Below are 19124 nucleotides of genomic sequence, written 5' to 3'. Positions count from 1 at the left end.
TTCCCTCACTCACCTCATCGGGAATGGGTATGAAAAGGATGTGTTGTTCATGATCAAATATCTCGATTATTGGAGCTACTTGTCACTCTCCCTGGCAAAGCTCTTCTTTTTTAGCTGGTTGACCGCGACGGCGTTCGACTTCTCGTTTTTCCTCATCAATTTGGCGACGATTCTGCTCCTGACGAGCTGGGCACTTGCCGTGTCTTACCCGATTCGCCGATGGATTTTATACGTTTCTCTGTTCCTGCATAGTACCCTACTCGTCTCGGACGTCTGGTACTATCGCTATTTTGAAGACTTATTATCTGTCGCCTTACTGTCTGATATCGGACAGATGGGAGATGTCGGGGGTGGCTTCTTGACGCTCATCCGCCCGATTGATGCGTTCTTCTTCATCGACCTCATTATTTACGGTTTAATTTTACGTTACATCAAACGGCATCCTGTCCGTGAAGCGAAGCGGAACGGAAGACGATTGGCGCTCGCCGGCTTCACTCTCGGATTTCTTCTCTTCACGATTCCGCTCACCCTCAGTTATCAGCGCGGGGAAAAATGGATTGCAGACGACCCAATCTCCAATATGCGTGAATACTATCATCTCGGTTTTTGGGGCTATCACGCGATGGATGTCGCCCGAGGCCTCGAACGTGCCATGGGATGGAACGAAGTCCTGACAGACGAGGAACGTTCTCAAATCCAAGCACTCTCTTATCAAGAATTAAGTGCCCCGAGTCCGGATACAAACGTCATCGTCTTACAACTCGAATCGTTCCAAACATCCGTCATCGATCAACAAATCAACGGGCAGGAATTGACTCCAAATTTGAACCGACTGCGACGTGACATGCTCTATTTCCCGAACGTGTATCATCAGACGCATGAGGGGCGGACATCCGATGCGGAGTTCATCGTCAACACGTCACTCTATCCTGTCAAATCCGGTTCGGTGTACACACGTTTCCCGGGAAATCAATTCAGCGCGCTCTCACAGTCATTGAACGAGGCAGGCTATGATACGGCAGCCATGCACTCATTCCGTAAAGACTTTTGGAATCGCGATGATTTTTATGACAACATCGGGTTCAATCATTTCTTTAGCGACAAAGACTACCCCGACCAAGGAATCATCGGGATGGCACTCAACGATCAAGACTTCTTGAATACGTCCGTCGGATTCATGGAAGAGTTGAACGAACCGTTTTATGCGTTTTTAGTCGCATTGACGAGCCATACGCCGTACGACATTCCGGAGGACGAAAAACGATTGGACCTGTCGAAAATTGAGGACCCGCTTCTCGAAAACTATTACCATACCGTTCATTTCGTCGATGCGGCGGTCGGTCAGTTCATCGAACGATTGAAACAAGATGGGTTGTGGGATGAGACGCTTCTCGTCATGTATGGTGACCATGATAGCGGTCTGACGGCACCTGGAGAAGAAATGGCTACCATCGAAGAAGTGGACTCAACAGTTGAAGCGTTTCAACTCGACCGTGCTGTCCCACTCTTCATCAAACCACCTGGATTGACGACAGGGGAAGTCATGGAGGCGAGTGGCGGTCAAATCGATATCGCACCGACGATTCTTGATGTGCTTGGGATCTCTCCGGCATATATGCTTGGCGACTCTCTCTTGAATGATACGCCGAATTTGACCGTCTTTCGGACGGGCGCTTTCCGATATGAAGACCATTACTATGAACCAGACTTGACCGAACGTTCTGGTAACGGCACATGCTATTCCGTCGAGACGGAAGAACCGGTCGCGTTTGATCGATGCGCCCCTTACATTGACCGTGCGGCCAGTCAGCTCCGTCTCTCGGATACCATCATCGAGAAGGATGCCCTCTCACAAATGAGTCCATGAAAAACCTCCCGAGCTATTTGTCTCGGGAGGTTTGTTTAATAGGCTTGACGCAACGTCGCGATATCGAGTTTTTTCATGGGCAGACACGCCTGTACGACTTGTTCAATCTGCTCTTGCGAACCGACCGTCATCATCTCTTCCATTTCCCACGGAATGATTTGCCACGAGACGCCGTAGCGATCTTTCAGCCACCCACACTCCTCTGCTTCTGGTACAGCCGATAACCGCTCCCAGTACGTATCGATTTCGTCTTGTGTCTCACAAAAAGCGATGAGCGACTGTGTTTCGTTAAATGAAAACACATGATTCTCATTACTGTCCATCACGACAAATTCTCGGCCGGATAAGACGAAACGGGCATAATTGATTTTCCCGTCGAGTTCCTCCCCGTCTTCTTCCGTGTACCGTACCGTATGTCCGTCCAATACATATGAATCTTTGAAAATGGAAATCCAATCGTTCATCGCCGCCTCGGCGCGACCGAAAGCATCCTGGACAAATAAGAGGCATGGCGTCACGAGCTGAATGTCCATCCCCCCATCATGCATGACTTGCCAAGAAACTCCGTAACGGTCCTTCAACCACCCGTAACGCTGGCTGAAGTCGTACGTATCTAATGGAATCAAGATTTCCGCTCCGTCAGATAATCGTTCCCACAGCGCATTGATTTCTTCTGTCGTCGGGAGGGATACCATATAGGAAATGGACGGATTCCGTTCTTGCGTCGTACCTCCCCCGAGTAACTGAAAGAACTGCCCAGCGAGCGATAACGTCACAATCGTCGTCTCGCCCGCTGGCGAGCTTGAAAATTTCGTCGTATAGTCGACAAACGAATCTGGAAAGATGGAGACATACCACTCGGCGATTTCCTCGACATTCTCCTCAAACCAAATACATGGGATCACAGGTTGCGTAATCATGAGAAAGTCTCCTTTCAGACTTCATGCAAACGATAGACATCACGTACGGCGAGAAGCTCCCCAGCTTCATCACGATATGCCTGATAATGCGATGAATGGATGTGGTGATCGAGCGCTTCTTCGTCTTTATACTTTTCATAGAAGACAAACGTTCCTGGCGCATCAATCGCCTCGTGAAGAACGTACGCGAGACATCCCTCTTCCGCTCGTGACGGTGGAATCACACGGTGTAGCGCCTCACGTAACGCCTCTTCTTTACCAGGATGAGCTTTCAAGATTGCAGTAATGACGATTTCCATACCATATTCCTCCTTCGATAATGAACCTGCCTTTCTGTTCCCGAATCTACCGCAATCTATCCCAAAAAACGGATATCTCATCGTACGAGACATCCGTTTCTGTTTATGACTTTTTCTTTTGTCGGAACGGCCACCAAACACCATCACCAAACGAAATCGTAATGGCTGGAATCAAGAGTGGTAATACAATCAATCCGTATAGCAAAAGACCAGTAATGACGATGGTCGCAATCTGAACGAGACTGAGCACACCTGACGGAATCATGGCGCCGAACGTCCCGGCGAGGATCACTGCAGCGGTCATAATGACGGTACCCATCTTCGTCATCGAATAGACGAGCGCATCACGGACCGTCTTCCCACTGATCGTCTCTTCCCGGAATCGATCCAGTAGGAAGATGGAATAGTCAATTCCGAGTGCAATCAACATGACGAATCCAAAGAACGGAACGGCCCAGCTGATTCCGTCATAGCCAAGACCTTCCACAAAGATCAGCTCTGTGATCGCTGCTGACGTATAGTACGTCAAGAGAAGCGAAGCAATCATATAGAGCGGCATGATCATCGAGCGGAACAATGCCGTCAAGACGATGAACAACGTCACGAGCATGATGGCTACCGTCCGATTGAAGTCGTTCGTTGACGTTTCATTCAAATCGCTGTTGATGCTTGAGATACCTGCGTATCCGATGGTCGCATCTGCATATGGTGTCCCCGTCACAGAGCGATTCATCGTCTCTTTAATCGTCTCGACGACATCAATCGCTTCTGGTGAGTATGGATCTATCTCTAGTACCACCTCGAGCTGAGTCGCCGTCTCTTCGTCAAAGACGTAGCGTTCGACAGCAGGTGAAAACTCATCTGATGTGAGCGTCCCTTCAGGAAGATAGACGCCTGTCTCACGGAGCGAATCTGCTTCACTCAACTGTTGCAAGAACGAAACCGCTTCACCGAGGCCCGACTCGATTTGTCCTAATCCTTCGTTCGCTTCGCCGACACCTGTCGCGAGTTGCGATAGTCCGGTACTAAGTTCACCAACCTGAGATCCTTGCGCATTCAATGCGGAGGCAGCTTCACTGATGCCCGATTCGATTTGTGTGAGCCCTGCCGACACTTGACCGAGTTGTCCGACTGCAGCAGGAATATTTTGAGTCGCTGTCAATCCTTGCCCAATGAGGCCAAGTTGACCATTCAACTGATTCAGCCCAGCTGCTGCTTCTGCAAGCGGTGCCCCGGCATTGGTTGAACCGCTTGGCAATTGTCCGACGACCGCGTTCAGACCCTGCTCAATTTCATCTAATCCAGCCTGGACATCACCGAGACCCGTCTGTGCTTCAGACAAACCTTCACTGAGTTCACCGAGTTGCGTGTCGACATAGAAATCGTCGATGACTTCACCAGTCGGGCGTGTGAGCGCACGCACACCGTTCACTCCATCGACTTTTTCGAGCTCACTTGCGAACATTTCAATGTATGGAACTTCCGATTCCGTGATGGCTTGATCTTGTTTCAAAATGATTTGTACCGGAAGAGATTCCCCTTGACCGAACCCTTCTGAAATCAAATTCAATCCACGAACCGAATCGTACCCGTCTCCAATCTCATCGACCGTATTGAACGAACGGGCATCGTCATACGTGAACAGGACTGGCACCGTGATCAATCCAACGACCAAAATCGATACGAACGGGCGATTGACCGACAATCGACTCAATCCAGCCCAGAGCTTGCTATCATGATGCTCGCCTGCTTTCTTCGATGGCCAGAACAGTCGTTGCTTGAGCGTCGCCATAAAGAATGGGACGACCGTGAAGAGAATCAACAGCAACACCGCAATCCCGACGGCGACGGCGACGGCTGATTTAAAGATTGGAAAATCTGCAAATCCGATGGCCGCGAAACCGACGAAGACCGCGAGCCCACTGATCAAGACCGTCCGCCCTGCCGTCTTGTATGTGTTGACGATTGCTTCTTCAATCGCATGTCCCGCACTCAGCTCCTCTTTGTAACGGCTAAGAAGTAGGATACAATAGTCTGTCCCGATCCCGAACAAGATGGCCACGAGGAATATTTGTGTGTAGTTCGATACCGGGAATCCGAACCAATCCACAAAGAACGCGACAAACGATTGGCTCAATAAATACGTGAAGCCGACCGCGATGAGTGGAATGAACGGTGTCACGATAGAACGGAACACGAGGAGCAACAATCCAAAGATCAATACGACCGTGATGATTTCCGTCTTTTTCAATCCTTCTTGGGCACTCAAGTTCACATCATTGTTAATGATTTCTTCCCCCGTGATATATACTGTTTCCTCTTGCGGGAGCATGTTTTCACGGACATCATCAGCAAACGCATTGATTTCTTCTGTCGTACCTTCGACCGTGATCGGGACGAGGACGATGCGTCCGTCTTCTGAGACGAGCTGTGCCTCTGTCTCCTCACTTTCAAACGGATCGAGAACATCCGTCACGACCGTTTCATTCTGTCTAAGCTCTTCGATGACACGAGCGACATCCGTTCGCTCGGTTTCGCCAATCGACTCGAACTCGTAGACGAGCGAGATGGTTTTATCACTCTTCCCGGCCTCATCTAAAATCGCTTGTGCACGCTGAGAGTCCATATCGTCCGCTAGCTGAAAACTACCTGCTTCTTCTGCTTGCTTTGTTAAGTTCGGCGCTACGACAAATAGTGCCGCCGTCAATACGATGAGGGAGATGAGGATTCCCCAACGCCATTGAATGATTTTATGCATGTATTATTCCTCCCCGATTCGGAGCAATTGTTTTATTTTCCGGAACGTCCGAACAAATTGCTCAATTTCAATTTCGTCTACTTCTCCATCGATGAGGGATTCTACATATCGATAGACGGCACCGTCCACTTCCTCGACGAGCCGCTTTCCTTCTGATGTCAATTCAATCAATCGTTCGCGCTGATCTTGTCCACGTCGACTCGTGACAAGTTCTTTTTCGACCAGTTTTTTGAGTCTATTCGAGACCGCACTTTTATGGACACCTTGCTTTTGTGCCAATTGCCCAGCAGGGGTCGGTCCAAATTGATCGAGCAACTTTAAGAGCTGGAGTTGTTCACGCGAATACTCACGCCAGACATCCCCTTCCATCGCTTCGATGACATGTTCCGTCCCATGGAACATCACTTCTTCAAATAACTGCACGGCTTCGCGCATCAATGCTTTCATTTTTAGTTTACCCCCTAAACTAGATGGTTATAGTTTATGCCCTAAACTAAATAACGTCAAATAAAAAGACCGATAAGGAGAATCCTATCGGCGCAACATATCAGTCGTATTTTATCCAATCCATGTGATCAACCCTTCTTGCTTTTTTGACGCGGATGAAAAAATCGCTTTCAATTCCTCGAATTGTTCGAGCAAGTATTGCTTCTCCTCACTTCCCCACCCTCTCTCGAATGGGTAAAGTTCATGCGCATTCATCCTCGTTGTGTCATAACGTGATTCAAGGGCATCTCGTTCGATATAGTGAAGTCGTGTCGCTAAGTCTTTCACTTCTGATGACGTCAAATAGGTCGTTCCTGTTTCCTCTTCGATTACTATTCCGCCGAAAATCGTTCTCCCGAGGGAGTGACGATCAATGTCGTCCAAGTCCGCTTCTCCGGTCAGCAAAAAGTACAGTCCGTGCCACGCTTTATCGATATCCGACTGCCTTTCCTCGTATGTGTACAATTCCTCGAAATAATCAGGTTCATCAAGTAGCCGCGCCAACTCATCATCTGTTACTCGCAAATAAGATCCAATCATCCCCATATGAGTGCCCCTCTCCAGTTCGTTTGTCTGTCTATTCGTCATCAAAACGAAAAAACCTCCCGTAGAAGGTTTAAACGATTGCCTCGGCGACACGTATCCCAGACAGATAGGCACTCTCAAATCGAGTTCGTCCAGATGGATCATCCGCTTCAAGAAAGATATCGCCAGCTAAATAAATGGGATGATGGCTTACCTGATAAAACGGTTCATGCCACACCTCTGTCGCTTGCGCATAGCGCCACCGTTTCAATTGCCGTGACACGATGTCGATATCGCCAATTTCCTCCCTGAGTAACCGCTCGACCTCTGTAAGTGTCTCCTCTTCCGGTCGCTCATACCATTCCTCACTCCACGCTTCTTCCATATATACGCTGATGAGCGAGGTCGCAGTGATTCCTTTTTGCTGATTATTGATCACCTTCAACAATCCAGGTGTTAGGTCATGATCGAGAATCCCATCTTCCCCAATCTGTACATCACCCGTACATTCGAAGAGACCAACGAACGTCGGCGCATACACGAGACGTCGCAAGGAAGGTTTGACCTGATCAACCAAACTCCCGAGTAATTCGAACGATTGCGGAAGTGGTGCCGTCATCACGATTCGGTCGTATGAACGTCTCGTCACATCTGTCCTCACGCTGATGGTACCATCCTCTTCTATGTGAACGTGCTCCACATGTTCATTCAAGTGTACCGTCAATCCCTCAGCAAGGTGCTTGGCGAGTCCATTCATACCATCCGTTCCCACGTATCGCGGATAAGGATCCGCATACCAGACACGCACCCAGTTCGCACTCATCCACGACTGTACCTCGCGTTTGAGCTCTTCCCCACGTACGGTGAAATAGACGGCCCCGTGATCCGCTTGTCCGTCACCGATTCGACGAGTCGCCAAACGTCCCCCGACGCTTTGACTCTTTTCAATCAATTCAACCGTATAACCTCGACGTGCGAGTTCACGCGCTGCGATGATTCCGCTCAGACCAGCCCCAATGATTCCAATCTTCATTCAGCATTTCCCCTTTCCTTCATGAAGATTGTAGCATGCTCATTCCTTTCAACCTCTATCTAATATGCTTCAGGCTGGTTTGTTCCATTGTTCGTCGTACGCCCGACGCGAGTCTTCATACATGACAGCGAAACGCGCAACGACGAATGGACGAATGAGGATTGTCGCAATCGATAATGATAATGCGGCAAGTAAAACCGAATTCACAACCATAAATAACGTGAAGCCAATCAAATAAATCGGGATGAACGGCAAAATCAGTTTAAATGCGTCCCACTTCTGACCATGCATCAACGTGCGTGACTTCGTGATTGCTTCTCTGACTGATAGCTCTGGCTCATCTCGCAAAATAAAGTACGTGAACGCGTAGGAAAAGAACTTCATGATTCCCGGAACAATGAATAATAGTGTCCAAAGCGTCTGGAAGATGGCTAGTAGGATGACAGCCGTCACATGCTTACCAAATCGTTCTTTCATCGGTCGAAACACATCACGAAACTCCGCGTCTTGTCCGCGAATGATGGAAAGAATGACCCAGTGATACCCGATGATGATTGGATATAGCATAAAGGATACAACCATCGTACTTACAAGGAATACAATCGCCTGTAACGAACCGGCTTTCGCCCCGTAAAGTGTCGGGTCGAATATTGCAATAAACTCTAATATAATTGCACAAAGAAACGACCAGGCTAATAGTAGACCTCGTTTCCCATTGATTGCTTCATGTGTCCGTTCTGTCCATGTTTGAACCATTTTCTAGTCTCCCCCTGAATGATTTATCTTATATACGCTATATCGTTCAAATACGTTTCATGTTCACACAAAAAAAGCAGAGATTCACTCTGCTCGTTCGTCCGCTCGATATTCTAGTATGTCCCCCGGTTGACAGTCGAGCGCTTCACAAATCGCTTCGAGCGTCGAAAAACGAATCGCTTTCGCTTTTCCATTCTTTAAAATCGACAAGTTTGCCATGGTGATCCCGACCCGCTCCGATAGTTCTGTCACACTCATTTTCCGCTTCGCTAACATCACATCTAGATTCACAATCATCGCCATGTTCTCACCTCAGACCGTCAAATCGATTTCTTGTTTCATATCAATGGCTCGCTTTAATAATTTCTGTAACAACTCAGCAAAGACGGCAATGACAAATGCGGCGAACACGAAGACGAACCCGATGACTAAGAAACCTGGGGAATCATCACGTTCAGCGAACCAATAGAAGAACGGAAGCAACGCCGTATAGATGACCGTGATGGTCAATGCACAATACTTGATCACTCTAAGTACTTTCACCGCTCCATAGGAGAACGCCTCATTCCGATCAATCAATCCTAGCAAGGTAAACGTTTTGAACAGAGCCATGAAATAAGGAACTGCCGCCACATACATCCCGACGACAATCGGACGCATCGAATTCGCAATCCACCCTCCGCTCTCGGTTGCGTCTCGCCAAAGAAACGGAAGTAAAAAGATACAGGCTGCAAGAATCGGAAGGGCTAAGACAATCACCGATAGTTTTAAAAAGACGGTTTCTCGTTTCACCTGTCATACACCTCACTCATTTTATTTTCTTTATCATACGCCCTTATTTATCGTTTATCAATAAATATTTATCGAAAAAAATAGACCGCGAGATGTACTCGAGGTCTACTTCATTCATTTCATTGCTTCTAATTCACTTTCGGTCACCCATTTATGATTTGTGACCTCTTCTCCATCTTCCGTCGTGTAATCCACCATATAAACCGTCGTCTCTTCAGCCATATCAATTGTCGCTTCTGCGCCATCCATGCCCTCCATGTGATCAGCGGCCAAAACGACTTGTTCATCTTCTGCTAATGGCGCGTCGCCCGGATTCTCGAGCTCCTCATGGATCACCCATTTGTGATTCTCTACCGGATCACCGCCTGTCGTCGGTGTATAACTGACTGCGTATACAGTCGTATCATACGCACCGACAATCGTGGCTTCGACACCTTCCATCCCTGGCATATGATCCGCTGTCATCATCGCTGTCGACCCGACCGGATATGTCGGATCATTCGCTTCCATCAGTCCGTCTGGTATCTCTCCAGTCCCCGAGTGGTCCATTGCCGAATGGTCCATGCTTTGTTCTTCTGACATTTCCATCGATGTATCGTCTGCCGTATCCCCACATGCAGCCAATGATGTAGCGAGGATCATGACACCTAATCCTGTCATCCATTTTTTCTGTTTCATCGAATCTCTCCTTTATTCATGCTCATGTTGATTTTACCCGCTCTTTCGGGGAAACAGACATTTTTGAGAGCATTGCGATGATTTGTTATCACATTGCAACAAAAAAGGCCAAAATCCCGAAAGATTCTGGCCATGGATGATTATTCAACTGTTACAGACTTCGCCAAGTTACGTGGCTTGTCGACATCACAGTCGCGGGCAAGTGCCGCATAGTACGAGATGAGTTGAAGTGGAAGAACCGTCACGAGTGGCGTGAGAAGTGGTTCAACACGTGGAAGAACGAATGCATCGTTCTCGTGCTCCATGCCTTCCATTGAAATCGTACAAGCTACTGCACCACGCGCCACAACTTCTTTGATGTTTCCACGAATGTTGAGGTGTGTGTTCGGTTGAGACACAAGTGTGATGACTGGTGTCCCGTCTTCAATCAACGCGATCGGTCCGTGTTTGAGTTCCCCACCTGGGTATCCTTCTGCTTGGATGTATGAGATCTCTTTGAGCTTCAATGCGCCTTCAAGACCTACATATGAATCCAATCCACGTCCGAGGAAGAATGCGTTACGTGATTCTTTCAAGAACTTATCAGCAAGCTCTTCAAAGATTTCTTTTTGTGCCATAATCGAGTCCATCGTTGTTGCAACGAGTGCGAGCTCTTGCATCAAATCAAACGGAAGTTTCTTCCCGTTCGCACGAGCGATGTCGTATGCGAGAATCGCGAGGACGGCGATCTGTGCCGTGTACGCTTTCGTCGAGGCGACGGCGATCTCAGGTCCTGCGTGGAGGAGCATCGTCTCGTTCGCTTCACGCGAGAGTGTCGATCCTGCTACGTTTGTCAACGTGAGCGCTTTATGGCCAAGCTTTTTCACTTCGACGAGGACGGCACGGCTGTCCGCTGTCTCACCTGATTGTGAAATGAAGAGGAAGAGTGGCTTCTCTGTCAAAAGTGGCATGTTGTAACCGAACTCTGACGCGACGTGTACTTCAGTCGGTACACCTGCGACGCGTTCGATCAATTGTTTCCCAACAAGACCGGCGTGGTAACTTGTACCACACGCGACGATATAGACGCGGTCCGCTTCCGAGACGAGCTCGCGCACGCCGTCCGTGAGTTCGATGTCACCGTTCTCGTTCTGGTAATGCTGGATGATGTTGCGGATGACGGCCGGCTGCTCGTCCATCTCCTTCAACATGTAGTGCGCGTACGTGCCCTTCTCGATGTCTGACGCATCGATTTCGGCCGTGTACGGTGCACGTTCGAGCACTTCGCCGTCGAGCGTCTTGATCGTCGCCGATTCACGCGTGAGGATGACGATCTCGCCGTCGTGGAGCTCGAGGTACTGGTCCGTCACCTGGAGCATCGCCATCGCGTCCGATGCGACGACGTTGAACGTGCCGTCACCGAGTCCGACGAGGAGCGGTGACTTGTTCTTCCCGATATAGAGGCGCTCTTTGTCCTCTGAGTCGATCATCGCGATTGCGTATGATCCGTGGAGGTCCGAGAGCGTCTTGCGGAACGCCGCCTCGACGTCGCCGAGCTCGACAAAGTGTTTCTCCATGAGCTGGACGATGACTTCCGTGTCCGTCTCTGAAAGGAACGGGACGTCAAGCGTCTTCTTGATGATTTCGTCGTTCTCGATCACGCCGTTATGGACGAGCGTGAAGCGTCCTGTCGTACTTTGGTGCGGGTGGGCGTTCGGTACGCTCGGTACCCCGTGTGTCGCCCAACGTGTGTGGCCGATTCCAATCGTGCCGTCTACTTCTGCTGGGATGATTTCGCGTAGCGCAGCGATGCGACCGACTTCTTTGTGAACGTTGACATTTTCATGCATCAACGCAAGACCTGCCGAGTCATAACCACGGTACTCGAGTTTTTCAAGACCTTTGAGAAGGACTTCCTTCGCTCCGGTATTCCCAATCATTCCTACAATTCCACACATAAACAAATCTCCTCTATTCTTCGATTTCTCGAAAAAGGAAACGGGCTTTTTCTAAGAGCTGTCAGCACACACTTCTTTGTCCGTCCGGTCACCCGGGCGTTTTAAAAGCGTGCTTTTCGTCGTGACAGGCGACGAAGAGGCATCCGCCGAAATCTCGATAACCTCTAACCTCGTCAACTCCGCAGAGTTCTGGCGCTTGTTCGTACTCTTGTGTCCTTCCGTTTCCAAGGTCACGCTCTTAATAGTACAAATCACACCCCCATTCGTCAAGAAGAACCATTGTTTTCTCGATGACAAAACGGAAACAAAAAGGGAATCCAACGTTGGATTCCCTTGTGTTATTCCCGGTTTCTGAAAAATTATCCTTCTACGCCGTAATCTTCACGCACGACTTGCGCGATTTTTTCAACGTAGCGGTCGCACTCTTCCACTGTCGGGGCTTCTGCCATGACACGGACGAGTGGCTCTGTTCCAGAAGCACGGACGAGAATACGACCGTTCCCAGCCATTTCCGCTTCTGCTTCTTGAATCGTCGCAAGGACACGTTCTCCGTTCATCGCATCATTTTTATTCGTCACACGAATGTTGACGAGCTTTTGCGGATAAACCGGCATCTCAGCTGCCAACTCAGAAAGTTTACGGCCTGTCGACTTGACGATTTCCGCCAATTGGACGCCTGATAACATCCCGTCACCCGTTGTCGAGTGATCGAGGAAAATCAAGTGACCCGACTGTTCACCACCGAGTGTGTATTGATGTTTCTTCATTTCTTCCACAACATAACGGTCACCAACTGCTGTTTGAAGCGCCGTCATACCCGCTTCTTCCACAGCTTTATGGAAGCCAAGGTTACTCATGACCGTCGCGACAATCGTATTGTCTTTCAAACGACCTTTTTCACTCAAGTATTTACCGCAGATGTACATGATTTTGTCACCATCCACGATATCACCGTTCTCATCAATCGCAATCAAACGATCTCCATCACCATCAAAGGCAAGACCCATATCCGCTCCTTTTTCACGAACGAACTCAGCCAAGTGCTCAGGGTGTGTCGAGCCGACACCTTCGTTGATGTTCAACCCGTTTGGCGAGTTTCCGATTGTCGACACGTTCGCCTCAAGGTCCGCGAAGAGACGAGCTGCAAGACCACTCGTTGCACCATGTGCGCAATCAAGCGCGATGTGAAGGCCATCAAAGTCCTCTTCTACAGTCTGTTTCAACATTTGAAGATACTTTTGTGCACCTTCATAATAATCTGAAACGAAACCGAGGTCTTTTCCAGTCGGACGTGGGAGTGTATCTTCTGCAGCGTCCAAAATGTCTTCGATTTCTTGCTCGGTTGCGTCATCTAATTTGAAACCATCGCTACCGAAGAATTTGATGCCGTTGTCTGCCACGGGGTTATGCGATGCCGAGATCATGACTCCCGCTGTCGCATCTAATGACTTCGTCAAGTAAGCGACCCCAGGTGTCGAGATGACACCGAGACGCATGACTTCTGCACCGATTGAAAGAAGACCCGCAATCAATGCACCCTCTAACATATGTCCTGAGATTCGTGTGTCACGACCAATCAAGACTTTTGGCTGTTCGCCTTCTGGCAAATGTTTCGAGAGCACGTAGCCACCCGCACGACCTAAACGATATGCTAATTCCGCAGTCAACTCTGAGTTCGCAACACCGCGAACTCCATCTGTTCCAAAATATTTACCCATAAGATTAAATCCTCACTTTTGTATGATTGAACATCTTTATTGAATAGAAGATGTTTCTGTTTCTTCATCGACGCTTGTCAATTGAACATCGATTGTTTTTGGCGAAATGACAGTCACGCCTTTTGGTACTTCATAATCTACATCTACCGCGTGTGTCCCACTCGGTAAACCTGTTAAATCTAAGGTTACATTGACACTGTTCGAGGAGATGTTCTCTAGAAGGGATCGTTTTCCCGACAATGTCACACTGACGACTTCTTGCGTTTGAACCGTATAATTCGTTCGGTCATACCCACGAACATTGACCGGAACCGTCAATCGAATCCGTTCCGTCAATTCACCCGTGTCATCCTTCGACTCGTCGTTCGGACGAATCAAAACCTGGACTTCGACTTCTTTTTTACCGAGAGATGTCGCACCTTCTGGAAGGCGGAGGGTAGCGTTCAACTTTTCAGACTTCGTTAAGTCATCCAGCTCAATCGGTTCCGTTTCGATTGTTTCGAGTGCATCGAGCACTTCTTTTGGAGCAAAGACACGGACTTCCGTCTCAGCTAACAACGTATCGACTAGTCGGAAGTCATCCGCCACATCTCCACTCGTAACGACCTCGATTGGAATCATCGCACTTTCATCATAGATCGGTACGGTGACATTGATGATATTCGGGTCGACCGACACGTTTAATGGGTTCCCATTCGCATCTAAAATAGTCGGGGGGATTTCTCGTGTAAACGTCTGACTTTCATTCGCAACATCTACATTCAATGTGATCTCTTTGACGTTTTGAATCCGACTCGCGCCTCCCGTGACTTTCACAGTAGACGGTTCGATTTCGACATCACCCGCTACTTTCCCGTCCGGTAACTGATCTTTGTTTAATAAGTTGACAGATACCGGCACTTCAATTGTTTGCTTCCGATCAATATAGATTTCGACAGTCTCTCGGTCTAACTTGACGTTGACGTCGCCACCGAATCCTCGTGCCTCGACCGGAACACGGTGAAAGCCCGTCCCGAGGTTCGTCAAGTCGACGAATACCTGATAATCTTTCACCAATTTGGTCATCGTTAAACTACTAGAAGGACCTTGAAGCTCAACGCCCATCTCTTCCGGTACATTATATGCGACATACTGCACCTCATCAAAAAACACTTCGACCGGCACATCGAGCGTCATGGAACTCTGTCCGACGATCGGCAGCGCACTCGACGCATTATTTGAAGAACTGGTCTCAGCGACCATTAAGTATAAAAGGACGGCTAAAGCAAGTGCGATGAAGCGGAGAAACCATTTATGTTGTAACCACTGATCAATCACTTACTTATCCCCTCCTTTTTTACCGAAGAACGAGAGGGTCGCCTCTTTTTCTTCGATGACGAGTTCTTGAATTAATTTGTTGCGTAGCGCCTCTTCATCCAATTCGCGATACAGACGTCCTGCAATCGCAAGGGAGACCGCTCCCGTTTCTTCTGAGACGGTAAGGGTGACACTGTCTGTCACTTCACTGACGCCGATAGCTGCACGGTGACGCGTCCCGAGCGCTTTATCGATGTGTGGACTTTCAGAGAGCGGTAAATAACAAGCTGCCGCTGCAATCTTCCCGTCCTGAATAATCATCGCTCCATCATGAAGCGGCGTGTTTGGAATGAATAAGTTAATAATCAACTGTGACGTAATATGTGAGTCCATCCGAATGCCTGTCTCGACATATTCATTGAGTCCCGTATCGCGTTCGATGGCAATCAATGCACCGATTCGCCGTTTGGACATATACTGCGCAGAACTGACGATGGCTTCAATCATTTGTCGTTGTTGCTCTTCGTCACTCGTTCCCGTACGTCCGAATAAATTGCTCGTTCGTCCGAGATGTTCAAGACCACGTCTCAACTCAGGTTGAAAAATGATGATAATCCCAAGAAGACCATACGTAATCACCTGATTTAGCAAGAACTGGAGCGTCTTCAATCCGAAGAAACCGCTCAAGAACCAACTGACCAGGATGATTGAGATCCCTTTGATTAACTGAACTGCTTTTGTCCCACGTACAATCATCATTAACTTATAAATCACGTACGTGACGACGACGATATCTAAAACATCATTCAAATAATCGTACCAATGTACGTTTTCTGAAAGATTTAAAAATGAGAAAAATGATACTTGTTCAAGTAGCGGCAAATGCTCCCCTCCTTCACTACCTAGCTAAATCGTGCAAGTTTCATTATATCATCAATTCTGTCTAGACGCATTGCGTCACTTCAAAACGAAACCAGATTGAAACGAAAAAAAGACGCTAGATGCGTCTTTAGAATAGTTGTTTCATCGAGTACCAAATCCACTCGAACATTTGGTCAATCTGTTCAAGCTCACCTGTCACTTGACCGGCACTGGCTAAATACGCACGACCATTCACAGCGGTCGCGTCACCTTTGACCGTTCCTTCGATTCGTAAATCGCCACCTTGAACGGTGATATCCTTCTCGACCGTTACACCGGCTGGCACAATGACTTCGTTCTCTGACACGACAACCCCTGGTACTTTTGTATAGGTCATCGTCTCAGATGCACTGTTCCAGAGTCCAAGTGTCGCGCTAGACATTAGACTGAAGAACAGGACCGCCGCGATTAAAGCCGGGTGTCGTTGTAGCCAAGCGATTTGTTTCGAGTGCGGTTTTCGTTCTTTTCGGATTGGTTTTGATAACGGAACGACCGTATCGGGTGCTTTTTGTACAGGTGCTTCAGGCAAAGCGGCCATCACACGTGCAGTAAAATCGGCTGATAACTTTGGACGAGGCAATGCTTTCAGTTCTGCGTCGATTCGTTCATATTGTAGATACGACTCGTATAATTCATCGTCTTCTAACAATTGACGCAATTCGTCAGATTCTTCGGGCAAAACGCCATCTTCCAAATATTGTTGTACTTTTTCTTCAGGAGTCAATTGAACCCCTCCCTATTTTGAAAGATTGTTTTTAACATTTCTCTTCCCCGGAAGATCCTTGTTTTAACCGTTGCGACCGGCATGTCGATCATCACGCTGATTTCTTTTAATGACAAATCATCCACGTACTTTAGTAGTAAGGGAATACGATATTTGTCGGGGAGTTGCTTGATCGCTTCATGCATCTCACTTCGAATTTCGCGATGAACCACTTGGGCATCGGGTTGGGGCGCTTCATCAGCTAAGTGGTCTTGATAGGTCAAACCGTCTGTACCTGCAATTTCGGCATCCATCGAATACTCTGGCTTCCGTTTCCTCAATCGATCGATGGCAACGTTCGTTGTGATTCGATAGAGCCATGTTTTGAACTTATATTGTGCGTCATACGTATCGATTCGTGTATACGCACGAATGAACGCTTCCTGGGCAGCGTCTTCCGCTTCGCCACGATCATACAAAATTTTATAGGCGATTGCAAAGACGCCATCCTTGTATAGTTCTACCAGTTCGGCAAACGAATCGTGATTCCCCGCCCTCAATTCATCTACCAAACGGGTGGTCAGCCGTTCCATCAATCCACTTCCCCTCTCCGCTACACATGCGGTCATTTCTATATACGTCTCATGATTCAAATGGTTTCATTTAAAATAAAAAAAGTTTCCACCCCCATTGTAGCAAACGGGTTTGGAAACTGTAAGGAAATCAGACTGTCTCGCCTTCCAATAACAGGTTTTCTTTTGATTTTATGATCGTTTCACACAGACGATACGCTAAATTTGCCGTCATATCTTCTCGGTCTAACACTGGATTCAATTCAACGAGTTCGACAGCAATTAAATCATCTGCTTTCATAGCTTCTGTTAAAATCGCTTTGGCCTCGACTTCTGTCAGACCGCCATCAACTGGTGTCCCAGTGCCAGGTACTAGTGATGCATCTAAACTATCCATATCAAAGCTGATATAGAAACGATTGACGCGTTCACGTAGATAATTCAATGCTTCTTGCATGATGACATCGACACCACGCGTTCGCACTTCTTCTACAGTAATAACTTTGATGCCAAGTCGATTAATCTCGTTCATTTCCCCTTCATCGATATCACGAAGTGCGATGTATACTAAATGCTCCGGTGATAACTTCGGCTCACGTCCGCCCACCTCTGTCAAACGAACGTCACCCATGCCCATTGCAGCCGCAAGTGGCATTCCATGAATGTTACCGGATGGTGACGTTTCTCCAGTATTCAAGTCAGCATGAGCGTCTACCCAGATGACACCGTATGGTCCTGTTTGAGCCAACCCAGCGAGTGTACCGATTGCCATACTATGATCGCCCCCAACGATCAATGGGAATCGATTCGCTGTAATCTCACGATGCACAACTTCCGCCAATTCAGTGACTGTGTGTAGGACACCATCGACTCGCTTCAAGTGTTCCTCATTTTCACGAATTTCAGATTCCGGTAACACGCGAATCGTATGTTTGACCGTTTCCGATGGCAGGAGTGCCTCCATCCCTAATTCGTTTAATTTTGCTGGTCCTTGGTCAACCCCGAGTTTCCCTTGACCGTATCGCAGCGGTACATGAATATATGACCATTGCATTGCCATTCCCCCTTTGAACGCTTGATAACTAAATTGTAAACGCTATCATTCGTTTGGTTCAACTCGACAATACAATGAATAAACATACAAAAAGACAACCTGAATGGTGGCAGGCTGCCTTTCTCTGTACTCTCATTTGAATGGTTCATGGTTTTAGGCAAAAAAAAACTTAAGTCATCACTAACTTAAGAAACAAACATATGGTGGAGCCTAGCGGGATCGAACCGCTGACCTCCTGCGTGCAAGGCAGGCGCTCTCCCAGCTGAGCTAAGGCCCCGAAACAGGGATAAGAATATGGAGCGGAAGACGGGATTCGAACCCGCGACCCCGACCTTGGCAAGGTCGTATTCTACCACTGAACTACTTCCGCAAAAAATGGTGAGCCATGCAGGGCTCGAACCTGCGACCCTCTGATTAAAAGTCAGATGCTCTACCAACTGAGCTAATGGCTCAAACCTGGTGGGGGGGGGCGGATTCGAACCGCCGAACCCGAAGGAGCGGATTTACAGTCCGCCGCGTTTAGCCACTTCGCTACCCCCCCGAGGAGTGCCGGCGAAAGGATTCGAACCCTCGACCCTCTGATTACAAGTCAGATGCTCTACCAACTGAGCTACACCGGCATATATATAGGTTTGATGTAATACATAAAAATGGTGGAGGATGACGGGATCGAACCGCCGACCCCCTGCTTGTAAGGCAGGTGCTCTCCCAGCTGAGCTAATCCTCCATATGGTGACCCGTACGGGATTCGAACCCGTGTTACCGCCGTGAAAGGGCGGTGTCTTAACCGCTTGACCAACGGGCCTAAA

The 19124-nt window shown here is 48.2% G+C and carries 18 protein-coding genes and 7 tRNA genes; 1 reads left to right on the top strand and 24 read right to left on the bottom strand.

What is annotated here, in order from left to right:
• Positions 1 to 49 precede the first annotated feature (49 nt).
• Complete coding sequence (locus PQI28_RS14170; protein ID WP_339963717.1) at positions 50 to 1867, top strand: LTA synthase family protein; 1818 nt, start codon at positions 50 to 52, stop codon at positions 1865 to 1867.
• Positions 1868 to 1902: 35 nt separating this feature from the next.
• On the opposite strand, the gene PQI28_RS14165 is transcribed toward PQI28_RS14170, so the two are convergent.
• The 24 genes from PQI28_RS14165 to PQI28_RS14050 all read right to left on the bottom strand — a co-directional run bounded on the left by PQI28_RS14165 (position 1903) and on the right by PQI28_RS14050 (position 19120).
• The gene (locus PQI28_RS14165) at positions 1903 to 2787 is read right to left on the bottom strand and encodes a VOC family protein (RefSeq protein ID WP_339963716.1); all 885 of its coding nucleotides are present in this window, start codon (positions 2785 to 2787) and stop codon (positions 1903 to 1905) included.
• Between the two features lie 14 nt (positions 2788 to 2801).
• Positions 2802 to 3086, bottom strand: coding sequence for a putative quinol monooxygenase (locus PQI28_RS14160; RefSeq protein ID WP_339963715.1), 285 nt, complete (start codon positions 3084 to 3086; stop codon positions 2802 to 2804).
• Positions 3087 to 3189: 103 nt separating this feature from the next.
• Positions 3190 to 5844 carry an MMPL family transporter gene (locus PQI28_RS14155; protein ID WP_339963714.1) on the bottom strand — a complete coding sequence of 885 codons (2655 nt, stop codon included), beginning with the start codon at positions 5842 to 5844 and terminating at the stop codon, positions 3190 to 3192.
• Positions 5845 to 5847: 3 nt separating this feature from the next.
• The gene (locus PQI28_RS14150) at positions 5848 to 6291 is read right to left on the bottom strand and encodes a MarR family winged helix-turn-helix transcriptional regulator (protein WP_214785181.1); all 444 of its coding nucleotides are present in this window, start codon (positions 6289 to 6291) and stop codon (positions 5848 to 5850) included.
• Between the two features lie 111 nt (positions 6292 to 6402).
• Entirely contained in the window at positions 6403 to 6876 is a 474-nt protein-coding gene (locus PQI28_RS14145) for a YfbM family protein (RefSeq protein WP_339963713.1), read from the bottom strand.
• A 70-nt stretch (positions 6877 to 6946) separates the two neighbouring features.
• A complete protein-coding gene (locus tag PQI28_RS14140) occupies positions 6947 to 7888 on the bottom strand; it encodes an NAD(P)/FAD-dependent oxidoreductase (protein WP_339963712.1) in 942 nt (313 codons plus the stop codon).
• Positions 7889 to 7957: 69 nt separating this feature from the next.
• Entirely contained in the window at positions 7958 to 8644 is a 687-nt protein-coding gene (locus PQI28_RS14135) for a DUF975 family protein (RefSeq protein ID WP_214875137.1), read from the bottom strand.
• Between the two features lie 84 nt (positions 8645 to 8728).
• A complete protein-coding gene (locus tag PQI28_RS14130; RefSeq protein WP_012727632.1) occupies positions 8729 to 8947 on the bottom strand; it encodes a helix-turn-helix domain-containing protein in 219 nt (72 codons plus the stop codon).
• A gap of 9 nt (positions 8948 to 8956) precedes the next feature.
• Positions 8957 to 9436, bottom strand: a complete 480-nt coding sequence (locus PQI28_RS14125; protein WP_214785189.1) for a DUF2975 domain-containing protein — start codon at positions 9434 to 9436, stop codon at positions 8957 to 8959.
• A 114-nt stretch (positions 9437 to 9550) separates the two neighbouring features.
• Positions 9551 to 10114: a YdhK family protein gene (locus PQI28_RS14120; protein ID WP_214785191.1), complete on the bottom strand. Its 564-nt coding sequence runs from the start codon at positions 10112 to 10114 to the stop codon at positions 9551 to 9553.
• 140 nt (positions 10115 to 10254) lie between these two features.
• Complete coding sequence (gene glmS, locus PQI28_RS14115) at positions 10255 to 12051, bottom strand: glutamine--fructose-6-phosphate transaminase (isomerizing) (RefSeq protein WP_074035350.1); 1797 nt, start codon at positions 12049 to 12051, stop codon at positions 10255 to 10257.
• Between the two features lie 359 nt (positions 12052 to 12410).
• Positions 12411 to 13769 (bottom strand): phosphoglucosamine mutase, encoded by a 1359-nt coding sequence (glmM, locus tag PQI28_RS14110; protein ID WP_339963711.1) that lies wholly within the window; start codon positions 13767 to 13769, stop codon positions 12411 to 12413.
• Positions 13770 to 13805: 36 nt separating this feature from the next.
• Positions 13806 to 15086: a CdaR family protein gene (locus PQI28_RS14105; RefSeq protein ID WP_339963710.1), complete on the bottom strand. Its 1281-nt coding sequence runs from the start codon at positions 15084 to 15086 to the stop codon at positions 13806 to 13808.
• Complete coding sequence (gene cdaA / locus PQI28_RS14100) at positions 15087 to 15947, bottom strand: diadenylate cyclase CdaA (protein ID WP_214697362.1); 861 nt, start codon at positions 15945 to 15947, stop codon at positions 15087 to 15089.
• A 127-nt stretch (positions 15948 to 16074) separates the two neighbouring features.
• Positions 16075 to 16710 carry an RseA family anti-sigma factor gene (locus PQI28_RS14095; RefSeq protein ID WP_214786340.1) on the bottom strand — a complete coding sequence of 212 codons (636 nt, stop codon included), beginning with the start codon at positions 16708 to 16710 and terminating at the stop codon, positions 16075 to 16077.
• A complete protein-coding gene (gene sigW / locus PQI28_RS14090; RefSeq protein WP_012727640.1) occupies positions 16707 to 17282 on the bottom strand; it encodes an RNA polymerase sigma factor SigW in 576 nt (191 codons plus the stop codon). Before sigW ends, PQI28_RS14095 begins: the two co-directional genes overlap by 4 nt.
• A gap of 130 nt (positions 17283 to 17412) precedes the next feature.
• The gene (gene rocF / locus PQI28_RS14085) at positions 17413 to 18315 is read right to left on the bottom strand and encodes an arginase (protein WP_339963709.1); all 903 of its coding nucleotides are present in this window, start codon (positions 18313 to 18315) and stop codon (positions 17413 to 17415) included.
• A 201-nt stretch (positions 18316 to 18516) separates the two neighbouring features.
• Positions 18517 to 18592 (bottom strand) — tRNA-Ala (locus tag PQI28_RS14080).
• An 18-nt stretch (positions 18593 to 18610) separates the two neighbouring features.
• Positions 18611 to 18685, bottom strand: a tRNA-Gly gene (locus PQI28_RS14075).
• A 6-nt stretch (positions 18686 to 18691) separates the two neighbouring features.
• Positions 18692 to 18767, bottom strand: a tRNA-Lys gene (locus PQI28_RS14070).
• A 5-nt stretch (positions 18768 to 18772) separates the two neighbouring features.
• Positions 18773 to 18856: transfer RNA gene (locus PQI28_RS14065), tRNA-Tyr, on the bottom strand.
• Positions 18857 to 18862: 6 nt separating this feature from the next.
• Positions 18863 to 18935 (bottom strand) — tRNA-Thr (locus PQI28_RS14060).
• 31 nt (positions 18936 to 18966) lie between these two features.
• Positions 18967 to 19042, bottom strand: a tRNA-Val gene (locus PQI28_RS14055).
• Positions 19043 to 19045: 3 nt separating this feature from the next.
• A tRNA-Glu gene (locus PQI28_RS14050) sits at positions 19046 to 19120 on the bottom strand.
• Positions 19121 to 19124: the final 4 nt, after the last annotated feature.

Source organism: Exiguobacterium sp. USCH10 (assembly GCF_037619445.1).
Lineage (GTDB): Bacteria > Bacillota > Bacilli > Exiguobacteriales > Exiguobacteriaceae > Exiguobacterium > Exiguobacterium aestuarii_A.
This window is presented reverse-complemented; position numbering and strand designations above follow the sequence as displayed.